Origin of the sequence: Marinomonas flavescens (assembly GCF_004352835.1) — a bacterium.
Lineage (GTDB): Bacteria > Pseudomonadota > Gammaproteobacteria > Pseudomonadales > Marinomonadaceae > Marinomonas > Marinomonas flavescens.
Map to the genome: position 1 here is coordinate 15720 of NZ_SJSB01000016.1, position 13665 is coordinate 29384.

The 13665-nt window shown below is 44.9% G+C and carries 15 protein-coding genes; all 15 read left to right on the plus strand.

Annotation, left to right across the window (positions count from 1 at the left end; genetic code table 11):
- The first annotated feature begins 16 nt into the window (after positions 1–16).
- The 15 genes from rpoC (at position 17) to rpmC (ending at position 13665) form a co-directional block, all read left to right on the plus strand.
- Positions 17–4222 carry a DNA-directed RNA polymerase subunit beta' gene (rpoC, locus tag E0D70_RS14360; RefSeq protein ID WP_133012979.1) on the plus strand — a complete coding sequence of 1402 codons (4206 nt, stop codon included), beginning with the start codon at positions 17–19 and terminating at the stop codon, positions 4220–4222.
- Positions 4223–4359: 137 nt separating this feature from the next.
- Entirely contained in the window at positions 4360–4734 is a 375-nt protein-coding gene (gene rpsL / locus E0D70_RS14365; RefSeq protein WP_012071941.1) for a 30S ribosomal protein S12, read from the plus strand.
- 99 nt (positions 4735–4833) lie between these two features.
- A complete protein-coding gene (gene rpsG / locus E0D70_RS14370) occupies positions 4834–5307 on the plus strand; it encodes a 30S ribosomal protein S7 (protein ID WP_133012980.1) in 474 nt (157 codons plus the stop codon).
- A 21-nt stretch (positions 5308–5328) separates the two neighbouring features.
- Complete coding sequence (gene fusA / locus E0D70_RS14375) at positions 5329–7422, plus strand: elongation factor G (protein ID WP_133012981.1); 2094 nt, start codon at positions 5329–5331, stop codon at positions 7420–7422.
- A gap of 35 nt (positions 7423–7457) precedes the next feature.
- Positions 7458–8681 (plus strand): elongation factor Tu, encoded by a 1224-nt coding sequence (gene tuf, locus E0D70_RS14380; RefSeq protein ID WP_133012982.1) that lies wholly within the window; start codon positions 7458–7460, stop codon positions 8679–8681.
- A gap of 207 nt (positions 8682–8888) precedes the next feature.
- Entirely contained in the window at positions 8889–9200 is a 312-nt protein-coding gene (gene rpsJ / locus E0D70_RS14385; RefSeq protein ID WP_012071937.1) for a 30S ribosomal protein S10, read from the plus strand.
- A 127-nt stretch (positions 9201–9327) separates the two neighbouring features.
- Positions 9328–9966, plus strand: coding sequence for a 50S ribosomal protein L3 (rplC, locus tag E0D70_RS14390; protein ID WP_133012983.1), 639 nt, complete (start codon positions 9328–9330; stop codon positions 9964–9966).
- Between the two features lie 12 nt (positions 9967–9978).
- Positions 9979–10584, plus strand: coding sequence for a 50S ribosomal protein L4 (gene rplD, locus E0D70_RS14395; RefSeq protein WP_133012984.1), 606 nt, complete (start codon positions 9979–9981; stop codon positions 10582–10584).
- Entirely contained in the window at positions 10581–10877 is a 297-nt protein-coding gene (gene rplW, locus E0D70_RS14400; protein ID WP_133012985.1) for a 50S ribosomal protein L23, read from the plus strand. The genes rplD and rplW overlap by 4 nt, the downstream gene beginning before the upstream one ends.
- Before the next feature lie 14 nt (positions 10878–10891).
- Positions 10892–11716, plus strand: a complete 825-nt coding sequence (rplB, locus tag E0D70_RS14405; RefSeq protein WP_133012986.1) for a 50S ribosomal protein L2 — start codon at positions 10892–10894, stop codon at positions 11714–11716.
- 15 nt (positions 11717–11731) lie between these two features.
- Positions 11732–12007, plus strand: coding sequence for a 30S ribosomal protein S19 (gene rpsS, locus E0D70_RS14410; RefSeq protein ID WP_115898955.1), 276 nt, complete (start codon positions 11732–11734; stop codon positions 12005–12007).
- 14 nt (positions 12008–12021) lie between these two features.
- A complete protein-coding gene (gene rplV, locus E0D70_RS14415) occupies positions 12022–12354 on the plus strand; it encodes a 50S ribosomal protein L22 (protein WP_133012987.1) in 333 nt (110 codons plus the stop codon).
- Between the two features lie 14 nt (positions 12355–12368).
- Positions 12369–13049 (plus strand): 30S ribosomal protein S3, encoded by a 681-nt coding sequence (rpsC, locus tag E0D70_RS14420; RefSeq protein WP_133012988.1) that lies wholly within the window; start codon positions 12369–12371, stop codon positions 13047–13049.
- A gap of 10 nt (positions 13050–13059) precedes the next feature.
- Positions 13060–13473 (plus strand): 50S ribosomal protein L16, encoded by a 414-nt coding sequence (gene rplP / locus E0D70_RS14425; RefSeq protein ID WP_036163123.1) that lies wholly within the window; start codon positions 13060–13062, stop codon positions 13471–13473.
- Positions 13474–13665 carry a 50S ribosomal protein L29 gene (gene rpmC, locus E0D70_RS14430; RefSeq protein ID WP_133012989.1) on the plus strand — a complete coding sequence of 64 codons (192 nt, stop codon included), beginning with the start codon at positions 13474–13476 and terminating at the stop codon, positions 13663–13665.

The window sequence follows — 13665 nt, forward strand, 5'->3', positions numbered from 1 at the left end:
GTGGGGCGAATAAACCATGAAAGACTTATTGGGTCTTCTAAAATCACAGGGACAATCTGACGAGTTTGATGCGATCCGTATCGGCTTGGCGTCACCAGATATGATTCGTTCATGGTCTTATGGCGAAGTTAAAAAGCCTGAGACTATTAACTATCGTACGTTCAAACCAGAGCGTGACGGTCTTTTCTGTGCAAAAATCTTTGGTCCTATTAAGGACTACGAATGTTTGTGTGGTAAATACAAACGTTTGAAACACCGCGGTGTTATTTGTGAGAAATGTGGCGTTGAAGTTGCTCTTTCTAAAGTGCGTCGTGAGCGCATGGGGCATATTGAACTTGCATCGCCTGTTGCACATATTTGGTTCTTGAAGTCTCTACCATCTCGTATTGGCCTTATCCTAGATATGACGTTACGTGATATTGAGCGTGTTTTGTATTTTGAATCTTTCATTGTGATTGATCCAGGTATGACAACGCTTGATAAAGGCCAATTACTGAATGACGAGCAGTATTTTGAAGCGCTAGAAGAATTCGGCGACGAATTCGATGCCCGCATGGGTGCAGAAGCGGTTCAGATGCTACTTCGCGATTTAGAAATGCCTGAAGAAATCAATCGCATGCGCGAAGAGCTAAACAGCACGAATTCTGAAACTCGTATTAAGAAGCTATCTAAGCGTCTTAAGCTAGTTGAAGCTTTCTATCATTCTGGTAACAACCCAGAATGGATGGTGCTAGAAGTATTACCAGTTCTTCCGCCAGATTTACGTCCATTGGTACCTCTTGAGGGTGGCCGTTTTGCGACGTCTGATTTGAACGACCTTTACCGTCGTGTGATTAACCGTAACAACCGTCTAAAACGCCTATTAGAGCTTTCTGCTCCAGACATCATCGTACGTAACGAAAAACGTATGCTGCAAGAGTCTGTTGATGCATTGCTTGATAATGGTCGTCGTGGTCGTGCGATTACCGGTTCTAACAAACGTCCTCTTAAATCTTTGGCAGACATGATCAAAGGTAAACAGGGCCGTTTCCGTCAGAACTTGCTAGGTAAGCGTGTTGACTATTCTGGTCGTTCGGTAATCACAGTAGGTCCATCACTGCGTCTACATCAGTGTGGTCTACCTAAGAAAATGGCACTTGAGCTATTCAAGCCATTCATTTTCTCTAAGCTTGAACTTCGTGGCATGGCGACGACGATCAAAGCAGCGAAGAAAATGGTTGAGCGTGAAACACCTGAAGTGTGGGATATCCTTGAAGAGGTTATCCGCGAACATCCAGTGATGTTGAACCGTGCGCCAACACTTCACCGCTTGGGTATCCAAGCGTTTGAGCCTATGTTGATCGAAGGTAAAGCGATTCAGTTGCACCCACTAGTGTGTGCGGCTTATAACGCCGATTTCGATGGTGACCAAATGGCGGTTCACGTTCCGTTGACAATTGAAGCGCAGCTTGAAGCTCGTGCCTTAATGATGTCTACGAACAACATCCTATCTCCAGCGAACGGCGAACCTATCATCGTACCTTCTCAGGACGTTGTATTGGGTCTGTACTACATGACTCGTGAGAAAATCAATGCCAAGGGTGAAGGCATGGCATTTTCTGACATCAAAGAAGTACACCGTGCGTATGGTAGCAAGCAAGTTGAATTGCATGCAAAAGTGAAAGTACGCGTTAGCCAAGTGGATACAACGCTTGATGGTGAAAAAGTACCTTCTACTTTCATAGCAGATACGACTGTTGGTCGTGCTTTGCTGTTTGATATTGTACCTGATGGCCTACCATTCTCTGTTATTAACCAGAGCATGAAGAAGAAGGCAATCTCGAACCTGATCAATGAGTGTTACCGTAAAGTGGGCTTGAAAGAGAGTTGTATCTTTGCTGACCAATTGATGTACACAGGTTTTGCTTATGCAACGATTTCAGGTTCTTCTGTTGGTGTGGATGATTTTGTTATTCCACCAGAGAAAGCCGCAATTATCGCGAAAGCAGAAGCAGAAGTTAAAGAGATCGAATACCAGTATGCGGATGGTCTTGTAACACAAGGCGAGAAGTACAACAAAGTAATCGATTTATGGTCTCGTACCAACGAAACCGTAACTGAAGCAATGATGAAAAACTTGGCAAAAGAGACCACTGTCAATAAAGCGGGTGAAACGGTTGAGCAGCAATCATTTAACTCGGTTTACATGATGGCTGACTCCGGTGCCCGGGGTAGTGTTGCTCAGATGCGTCAGTTGGGTGGTATGCGTGGTTTGATGGCGAAACCAGATGGTTCCATCATCGAAACACCGATCACTGCGAACTTCCGTGAAGGTCTATCAGTACTTCAGTACTTTACCTCCACTCACGGTGCTCGTAAGGGTCTTGCCGATACGGCACTGAAAACAGCTAACTCCGGTTATTTGACGCGTCGTCTTGTAGACGTTGCACAAGATTTAGTTATCACTGAAGTAGATTGTGGTTCCACTAATGGTATTTCCGTTGTGGCTATGATTGAAGGTGGTGATGTTGTTGTGCCGTTAGGTCATCGTGTATTGGGTCGAGTTGTGGCTCAAGACGTAATGGACGTTAAGGGTAACCTTGTTCTTTCTGCTGGTACTTTGATTGATGAGCATAATGTTCGTGACATCGAAGCGGCTAGTGTGGATGAGATGTTAATCCGCTCTGTTATTACCTGTGATACTCGTCATGGTGTATGTGCTAAATGTTACGGCCGTGATTTGGCGCGTGGGCATCAAGTTAACATTGGTGAAGCGATCGGTGTTGTGGCAGCACAATCTATCGGTGAGCCAGGAACACAGTTAACGATGCGTACATTCCACATCGGTGGTGCGGCGTCTCGTGCTTCTGCAGTAGACAGTGTGCAAGTTAAGAGTGCTGGTACAGTTCGCTTCAATAAAATGAAGAGTATCGAACGTCATACAGGTCATTTGGTTGTTGCTTCTCGTTCTTCTGAATTGGCGATTGCTGATGAAGCGGGTCGTGAGAAAGAGCGTTATAAACTTCCTTACGGTGCGGTATTGAGCGTGCGTGAAGGTGATCAAGTTACAGCGGGTCAAATCGTTGCTAACTGGGATCCGCATACACACCCAATCGTATCTGAGATGGAAGGTCGTCTTGAATTTAGTGGTATGGAAGAAAACGTTACTATTCGTCGTCAATCAGACGAAATGACGGGTTTGACTACCATCGAAATTATGGAAATTCGTGACCGTCCGACAGCAGGTAAAGATTTACGTCCAATGATCGCGGTTGTTGATGCTGAAGGTAATCCAGTATTGATTCCAGGGACTGATTCTCCTGTTCAGTACATGCTGCCTGAAAAAGCATTGCTAAGCCTTGATCATGGGGCAACGGTAAAATCTGGTGAAGTTCTTGCACGTATTCCGCAAGAATCTATCGGTAACAAAGATATCACCGGTGGTCTACCTCGAGTGGCAGATCTATTTGAAGCGCGTCGTCCGAAAGATCCAGCTGTTATGGCTGAAACTACGGGTGTGGTTAGCTTCGGTAAAGAAACAAAAGGTAAGATCCGTTTGGTCGTTACGCCACAAGATGGTAGTGATCCAATCGAGACATTGATTCCTAAATGGCGTCAAATCAACATCTTCGATGGTGAAGAAGTGGCTAAAGGTGAGATTATCTCCGATGGTCCTATGAGCCCTCATGATATCTTGCGTCTTAAAGGTGTAGAAGCGCTTGCTGATTACATCACTAATGAAGTGCAAGAAGTTTACCGCTTACAAGGCGTTGTGATTAACGATAAGCACATTGAAGTTATCGTTCGTCAGATGTTGCGTAAAGTAGATGTTGGTGAGTCTGGTGATACAGATCTTATCCAAGGTGACCAAGTTGAGTTAACGAAACTTCTAGATGCAAACGAAAAAGCAGAAGCAGAAGGTAAATTTACTGCTAAGTTTGAACGCGTGCTTCTAGGTATCACCAAAGCATCATTGGCTACTGAGTCCTTTATATCAGCAGCATCTTTCCAAGAGACAACTCGAGTCTTAACGGAAGGTGCAGTAACTGGTAAGAAAGATCACTTACGTGGCTTGAAAGAAAACGTTGTAGTAGGTCGTCTGATTCCAGCCGGAACAGGCTTGGCTTATCACAGCGAACGCAAGCGTAAAAAAGAGCTTGCATTAGCAGCAGCGAATGAAGGTAGTGCAACAATTAGTGCTTCAGAAGTAGAAGAAGCATTGAGTGCAGCACTAAAAGACTAGATATTCGTTGTTAAATGTCTAGGGAGGTGATTTTTTAGTCGCCTCCCTATTGACTGTTTTATAGGCGCAAATTACACTTGCGCCTCCTTAATTTTGGCGATTTCCGCCATGAGAATTGGATCTGTGGAGCTTGTTTAATGGCAACCGTTAACCAGTTGGTTCGTAAACCACGTAAACGTAAAGTGGCAAAGAGTGACGTTCCTGCGTTACAAGCTTGTCCGCAACGCCGCGGCGTCTGCACACGCGTATATACTACTACCCCTAAAAAGCCTAACTCGGCTTTGCGTAAAGTATGTCGTGTTCGCTTGACGAACGGCTTTGAAGTAACTTCATACATCGGTGGTGAAGGTCACAACCTGCAAGAACACAGCGTAGTGCTGATTCGCGGCGGTCGTGTAAAAGATCTACCGGGTGTTCGTTACCACACAGTACGTGGTAGCTTGGATACTTCAGGCGTACAAAATCGTAAGCAAGGCCGTTCTAAATACGGTACTAAACGCCCTAAGAAGTAAGTTAACACTGCTTAATAGATCGTTTGGATATGAAATTTTAATACAGTAAGGCCGAGCAATAATTGTATTGTCTCGGGCGAACCTGAAGAGGATATAGACATGCCTAGAAGACGCGTCGTCGCAAAGCGTGAGATCCTTCCGGATCCTAAACACGGAAGCCAGCTCCTTGCTAAGTTCATTAACCACGTAATGGTTAGTGGCAAAAAATCTGTTGCAGAAAGCATTGTTTATAATGCACTGAATACAGTAGCAGCTCGCGCTAAAACTGAAGAGCCAATGGGTCTTTTCGAAAAAGCTCTAGAATCTATCCAGCCAATGGTTGAGGTTAAATCTCGCCGTGTTGGTGGTGCGACTTACCAAGTCCCTGTAGAAGTACGCCCAGCTCGTCGTGTAGCTTTGTCTATGCGTTGGTTGGTAGAGGCGTCTCGTAAGCGTGGTGAAAAATCCATGGCGCTTCGTCTAGCAGGTGAAATTCTAGACGCATCTGAGAATAAAGGTTCTGCTGTTAAGAAACGTGAAGACGTTCACCGTATGGCTGAAGCTAACAAAGCATTCTCTCACTACCGTTTCTAATAGACCGGAGCAACAAAGACAGTGGCACGTAAAACACCTATCAACCGCTACCGAAATATTGGTATTTGTGCGCATGTTGATGCAGGTAAAACGACGACAACTGAACGCGTTCTTTTCTATACTGGTTTGTCTCATAAAATTGGTGAGGTGCATGATGGTGCCGCAACAATGGATTGGATGGAACAAGAGCAAGAACGTGGTATCACTATTACTTCAGCGGCAACAACTTGCTTCTGGGGTGGTATGAGCAAACAGTTTGATCAGCATCGTATTAACATTATCGATACACCGGGGCACGTAGATTTCACGATTGAAGTGGAGCGTTCTTTGCGTGTTCTTGATGGTGCGGTGGTTGTGCTCTGTGGTTCTTCTGGTGTTCAGCCTCAAACAGAAACGGTTTGGCGTCAAGCAAATAAATATGAAGTGCCTCGTATGGTGTTCGTCAATAAGATGGACCGTACTGGTGCGGATTTTTTCTCTGTTGTGCGTCAGCTTAAAGATCGTTTGGGTGCAAATGCTGTTCCAATACAGATCAATATAGGCTCTGAGGAACACTTTCAGGGTGTTGTTGATTTGGTTCTTATGAAGGCAATTCGCTGGAATGAGGAAGATCACGGTATGACATTCTCTTTAGAGGATATACCTAGTGAGCTTCTTGATGAGGCGAATGAATGGCGTGAGAAGTTGGTTGAAGAGGCCGCAGAAGCTAATGAAGAATTAACAGACAAATATCTTGAAGAAGGTGAATTGTCTGTTGAAGATATCAAAGCAGGTTTGCGTGCACGCACATTGGCTAATGAAATTGTATTGGTTACATGTGGTTCTGCGTTTAAAAACAAAGGTGTTCAGGCTGTTCTGGATGCCATTGTTGAGTATATGCCTTCTCCTGTCGAAGTTAAGGCAATAGAAGGCACGCTTGAAGATGGTGAAACGCTTGTCACTCGTGAAGCGGATGACAGCGCTCCTTTTTCTGCGTTAGCGTTTAAAATTGCAACAGATCCATTTGTTGGCACGCTGACCTTTATTCGAGTGTACTCTGGTGTATTAAAAACAGGCGATGCGGTTTACAATTCTGTTAAGCAGAAGCGTGAGCGTGTCGGCCGAATGGTTCAAATGCATGCCAATAATCGTGAAGAGATCAAAGAAGTGCTTGCTGGAGACATCGCTGCCGCTATTGGTATGAAAGATGTCACTACAGGTGATACGCTTTGTGATATGAAAGATGTTGTTGTGCTTGAACGCATGGAATTTCCAGAGCCTGTAATCTCGGTTGCGGTTGAGCCTAGATCTCAAGCCGATCAAGAGAAGATGGGTGTTGCGCTGGGTAAACTTGCGCAAGAAGATCCGTCTTTCCGTGTCGAAACGCATGAAGAGACCGGGCAGACGATTATTTCTGGTATGGGCGAATTGCATCTTGAAATTCTAATTGACCGTATGCGTCGTGAATTCAAGGTCGAGGCTAACATTGGTAAGCCTCAAGTTTCGTACCGAGAAAAAATTCGCAAAGAAGTGATAATTGATCACAAATTTGTTCGTCAATCTGGTGGTCGTGGTCAATATGGTCACGTCGTAATGAAGTTAATTCCAACCGATAAGGAAGGACTTGAGTTTGTTAACGAGATTGTTGGTGGTGCTATTCCAAAAGAATACATCCCTGCAATAGAAAAGGGTGTTTCGGAGCAAATGAAGAATGGTGTGATCGCTGGTTTCCCTTTACTGGGTATCAAGGTCGTATTGTTTGATGGTTCATTCCATGATGTTGACTCCAATGAAATGGCCTTTAAAATTGCAGCTTCTCAAGGCTTAAAGAAAGGAGCAGTTGATGCTGATCCTTGCGTTCTTGAGCCTGTAATGAAAGTGGAAGTTGTTACCCCTGAAGAATACATGGGCGATGTGATGGGTGACCTGAATCGTCGTCGTGGTCTTGTACAGGGGATGGACGATTCCCCGTCTGGTAAAATTATTCGAGCAGAAGTGCCTTTGGGCGAGATGTTTGGGTATGCAACCGACGTGCGTAGCTTGTCGCAAGGGCGTGCAAGTTATGCGATGGAATTTGAGAAATACGCTGAAGCACCAGCTAGTGTGGCAGACGCGATCATCAAAAATGAAGATTAATCATCATACTTACTAATTCTTAAGGTGTATGTATCATGGCAAAGAGTAAATTCGAACGTAATAAACCACACGTTAACGTTGGTACTATCGGTCACGTTGACCACGGTAAAACAACTTTAACAGCAGCATTAACTCGTGTATGTGCAGAAGTTTTCGGCGGAACCGCTGTTGCTTTTGACGGTATCGATAATGCACCAGAAGAACGTGAACGTGGTATCACTATCTCTACGTCTCACGTAGAGTATGATTCTACAATCCGTCACTATGCGCACGTAGATTGTCCTGGACACGCCGATTATGTTAAAAACATGATCACTGGTGCTGCTCAAATGGATGGTGCGATTCTAGTATGTGGCGCGACTGATGGTCCTATGCCTCAGACTCGTGAGCACATCCTTCTTTCTCGTCAAGTAGGTGTTCCTTACATCGTTGTCTTCCTAAACAAAGCTGATTTGTTGGCTGAAGACTGTGGTGGCGCGGATTCTGAAGAATACGCAGAAATGATTGAGTTGGTTGAAATGGAATTACGCGACCTTCTTACTGAATACGACTTCCCAGGTGATGATACTCCAATCATTGCTGGTTCTGCTTTGATGGCATTGAACGGCGAAGACGACAACGAAATGGGCACTACTGCTGTTAAGAAACTTGTTGAAACTCTTGACACTTATATCCCTGAGCCAGAGCGTGCAATCGACGGTGCATTCATCATGCCTATCGAAGATGTGTTCTCTATCCAAGGTCGCGGTACAGTAGTTACTGGTCGTGTTGAGCGCGGTATTGTTCGAATCGGTGAAGAAGTTGAAATCGTGGGTATCCGTGATACTCAGAAAACAACTTGTACTGGTGTTGAAATGTTCCGTAAGCTTCTAGACGAAGGTCGTGCTGGCGAGAACTGTGGTGTTCTTCTACGTGGTACTAAGCGTGATGATGTTCAGCGTGGTCAAGTTTTGGCTAAGCCTGGTTCTATCACTCCGCATACTGAGTTCACTGCAGAAGTATATGTTCTTGGTAAAGATGAAGGTGGTCGTCACACTCCATTCTTCAAAGGCTACCGTCCTCAGTTCTACTTCCGTACAACTGACGTAACTGGTGCTTGTGAGCTTCCAGAAGGCGTAGAAATGGTTATGCCTGGTGATAACATTCAAATGACTGTTACTCTAATTCACCCAATCGCGATGGACGACGGTCTACGTTTCGCGATTCGTGAAGGTGGTCGTACAGTTGGTGCGGGTGTTGTAGCTAAAGTAATCAAATAATTAATTTTACAATTAATTATTTAGAGCTAGAAAAGGGCCGCTCGAATTTCGAGTGGCCTTTTTTATTTGTTGGTAAATGTATCCTTTCAGAAATTGGTTACTTGACAACCAGTTTTCGAATGGCTAATATTCGCCGTCCTTAAAAAAAGGATGTTAGCCTAATAAATGTACAGTTAGGTTATCAAAACAATGTATTTGGAGTTGGAAATGCAAAGCCAAAAAATCCGTATTCGTTTGAAAGCATTTGATCACCGTCTGATTGATGCTTCAACACAAGAAATTGTGGATACAGCGAAACGCACAGGTGCGCAAGTACGTGGACCGATTCCACTTCCTACTCGCAAAGAGCGTTATACAGTATTGATTTCTCCACACGTAAACAAAGATGCGCGTGATCAGTATGAAATCCGTACACATAAACGTGTTCTTGACATCGTTGAGCCAACAGAAAAAACAGTTGATGCTCTAATGAAGTTGGATCTTGCGGCAGGCGTGGAAGTACAAATTTCTTTAGGTTAATAGCTTAAAGTTTGGGGTGCGAGAACCGACTGGTTATCAGTCGGCTTATGCACATTAGTGGAATGGTCTGGAATGACCAGCCATAGCGGGTGATAGCCCCGTACACAACTGGCAAATGAGGTACAAAATGACTATTCAATTAGTCGGACGCAAAGCCGGAATGACACGCATCTTCACAGAAGATGGTTCATCCGTGCCAGTAACCGTCATCGAGGTTGAACCGAACCGCGTTACTCAGGTGAAAACTACAGAAACTGACGGCTATCAAGCCGTGCAAGTAACTGTTGGTACTCGCCGTTCGAGCCGCGTCACTAAAGCTGCTGCAGGTCATTTTGCAAAAGCTACAGTTGAAGCAGGTCGTGGTTTGTGGGAGTTCCGCCTGGCAGGTGACGAAAAAGAAATCAATGTTGGTGATGAGCTAACTGTTGCTGATTTCGAATCTATCTCTATGGTTGATGTAACTGGTCAATCTAAAGGTAAAGGTTTTCAAGGTGCCATTAAGCGTCATAATTTCAGCATGCAAGACGCGACGCATGGTAACTCATTGTCTCACCGTTCTGCTGGTTCTATTGGCCAATGTCAAACACCTGGTCGTGTTTGGAAAGGCAAAAAGATGGCAGGACACATGGGCGCAGCACAAGTTACTACTCAGTCATTAGAAGTAGTACGTGTTGATACAGAACGTAACCTTATCCTAGTGAAGGGTGCGGTTCCTGGCGCTGTTAACGGTGATGTTATTCTTCAATCAGCTGTTAAAGCTCGCTAAGAGGGGTAGACAATGAACTTGAATCTTACAGGCACGGAAGGAACTATCGAAGTTTCTGAAGTAGCCTTTGCTCGTGAATACAACGAAGCGCTAGTGCACCAAGTAGTTACATCTTACTTGGCTGGCGGTCGTCAAGGTTCACGAGCTCAGAAAACACGCTCTGAAGTAGCTGGTGGTGGCCGTAAACCTTGGAAACAAAAAGGTTCTGGTCGTGCACGTGCAGGTACAATCCGTAGTCCATTATGGCGCTCCGGTGGTGTTACTTTCGCTGCAAAACCACAAGATCACTCTCAGAAAGTAAACAAGAAGATGTACCGTGCAGCAATGCGCACCATCTGGTCTGAGTTAGTACGTCAAGACCGCCTTGTTGTTGTTGAAGAGCTTAAATTGGAATCTCCAAAAACTAAGCTTTTCAAAGCCAAAATGACAGAATTGAATATTGAGAATGCTCTGATTATTTCCCATGAATTGGATGATAATCTGTTTTTAGCAGCTCGCAACATTTCAAGCGTAGATGTGCGTGATGCAGCGTCTATCGACCCTGTTAGCTTGATTGCTTACGACAAAGTGTTGGTGACAGTTGGTGCTCTGAAACAAGTTGAGGAGGCACTAGCATGATCGGCGAACGCATTTATAAAGTTCTGTTGGGTCCACATATTTCCGAAAAAGCAACTATCGTATCCGAAGGAAACGGTCAGTATGTTTTTCGTGTTACTGGTGATGCAACGAAACCTGAAATCAAAAAAGCTATCGAAGCGCTTTTTGAAGTCAATGTTGAGTCTGTTCGCACGTTGAACCAAAAAGGTAAAACAAAGCGTACAGTTCGTGGTCTAGGTAAACGTAGTGACGTGAAAAAAGCGTATGTACGTTTGGCTGATGGCCAAGAAATTGACTTCATGGTCGCTGAATAAGGGGAGATAGGTCAATGGCTGTTGTAAAAAGTAAGCCAACGTCTGCAGGCCGTCGTCACGTTGTTAAAGTTACCAACAACGATTTGCACAAAGGCGCACCATATGCACCTTTGCTAGAGAAAAAAAGCAAATCGGGTGGACGTAACAATAACGGACGCATCACTACGCGTCACGTAGGTGGTGGTCATAAGCAGCATTATCGTATGGTTGATTTTCGTCGTAACAAAGACGGAATCACATCGGTAGTTGAGCGTTTGGAATATGATCCAAACCGTTCTGCAAATATAGCATTGGTTAGATATGCTGATGGTGAGCGTCGTTACATTATCGCTTCTAAAGGTATGGTAGCTGGTACTGTTCTTTCTAGTGGTGCAGATGCGCCTATCAAATCTGGTAATACTTTGCCTCTGCAAAATATTCCAGTTGGTAGTACGGTTCACTGTATCGAGCTTAAGCCTGGTAAAGGTGCGCAAATTGCGCGTTCAGCCGGAACTTCTGCTCAGCTAGTTGCTCGTGAAGGTCGTTACGTAACGCTTCGTCTTCGTTCTGGCGAAATGCGTAAAGTATTGACTGAATGTCGCGCTACTTTAGGTGAAGTATCAAACTCTGAGCATAGCTTGCGAGTTCTTGGTAAAGCTGGTGCTACGCGTTGGCGTGGTGTTCGTCCAACCGTTCGCGGTTCGGCAATGAACCCAGTTGATCACCCACATGGTGGTGGTGAAGGTCGTAGCAAAGGTGGTCGTCACCCAGTTACGCCATGGGGTGTACCTACTAAAGGGTACAAAACACGCAGCAACAAGCGTACTGATAAACTTATTGTACGTCGTCGTACTAAGTAATAAGAGGAAACGACTGTGCCACGTTCACTAAAAAAAGGTCCTTTCATCGACCTTCATTTGTTGAAAAAGGTAGAGGCTGCGGTAGAGAAAAATGAACGCCGTCCAATTAAGACTTGGTCACGCCGTTCTACCATCTTCCCTGATTTTGTAGGGTTGACTATCGCTGTCCATAATGGTCGCCAGCATGTTCCAGTTCTAGTAACTGAAGACATGGTCGGTCATAAATTGGGTGAGTTCGCTCCGACCCGTACATATCGTGGTCATGCTGCGGACAAGAAAGCCAAACGGTAACAAGGGGTATTAATATGAGTGAAGTAAAAGCTTCATTAAAAGGTGCTCGCCTTTCAGCGCAGAAGGCCCGTTTGGTTATAGATCAAATCCGTGGCAAATCTGTTAGCGAAGCACTGAACATCTTAGCGTTCAGTCCTAAGAAGGCGGCAGTAATTGTCAAAAAAGTACTAGAGTCTGCTGTAGCTAACGCTGAGCATAACGAAGGTGCTGATATTGATGACTTGCGTGTTTCTACGGCGTATGTTGACGAGGCAATGACTCTGAAACGTATTAAGCCACGTGCTAAAGGCCGTGCTGACCGTATTCTTAAACGCGGTTGCCATATTACAGTTAAAGTCGCTGACTAATTAGGAGAAACCCAATGGGTCAGAAGGTTCATCCAACTGGAATACGCTTAGGGATTGTTAAAGACCATACTTCTACTTGGTATGCGAACAATCAAAACTATTCTAAGCTATTACTAAACGATCTTCAGGTTCGTAAGTTCTTGGAGAAAAAATTGGTCCAGGCTTCTGTATCTCGTATCGAGATTCAGCGTCCTGCTCAAACTGCCCGTATTACTATCTACACTGCCCGTCCAGGCATTGTAATTGGTAAGAAAGGTGAAGATGTTGAGAAACTGCGTAATGCTGTTTCTGAGATGATGGGCGTTCCTGTTCACATCAACATCGAAGAAATTCGTAAGCCTGAATTGGATGCGAAATTGGTTGCAGCAAACATCGCTAGCCAATTAGAGCGTCGTGTTATGTTTCGTCGTGCGATGAAGCGTGCAGTACAAAACGCTATGCGTGCAGGCGCGAAAGGTATCAAGGTTCAGGTTAGTGGTCGTCTAGGCGGTGCTGAAATCGCACGTGCTGAGTGGTATCGAGAAGGCCGTGTGCCTCTTCACACTCTACGCGCTGACATTGACTACGCTCCTTATGAAGCAAACACAACTTACGGCATCATTGGTGTTAAAGTGTGGATCTTCAAAGGCGAAATCTTGGGCGGTATTGAGCAAGTGCGTGCTGATAAAGGCGCACAAAAGAAGAAGTCTAAGTAGGGGGTAAGTCATGTTACAACCGAAACGTACTAAGTTCCGCAAGATGATGAAGGGCCGTAACCGCGGTCTTGCTCTTCGCGGAAACCAAGTTAGCTTTGGTGAATTCGGATTGAAGTCCACAGAACGTGGTCGTCTTACCGCTCGTCAAATTGAAGCGGCGCGTCGTGCAATGACTCGTCACATCAAACGTGGTGGTAAAATCTGGATTCGTGTGTTCCCTGATAAGCCGATTACTCAGAAACCTCTTGAGGTTCGTCAGGGTAAAGGTAAGGGTAATGTAGAATACTGGGTTGCACAGATTCAACCTGGCAAGATGCTTTATGAAGTTGAGGGTGTTTCAGAACAGCTTGCACGCGAAGCGTTTGCTTTGGCTGCTGCTAAACTTCCTTTGTCCACAACTTTCGTAACGCGTACGGTGATGTAGATGATAGCAAAAGAACTGCAAGAAAAGTCTGTAGCAGAGCTACAAACGACCTTGATTGAGCTTCTACGTGAGCAATTCACATTGCGCATGCAGAAGGCCACTGGTCAGCTGACGCAAACTCATTTGCTTCCTCAAGTCCGCCGCAATATTGCACGTGTTAAAACCGTGCTAAATGATAAGGCAGGAAACTAA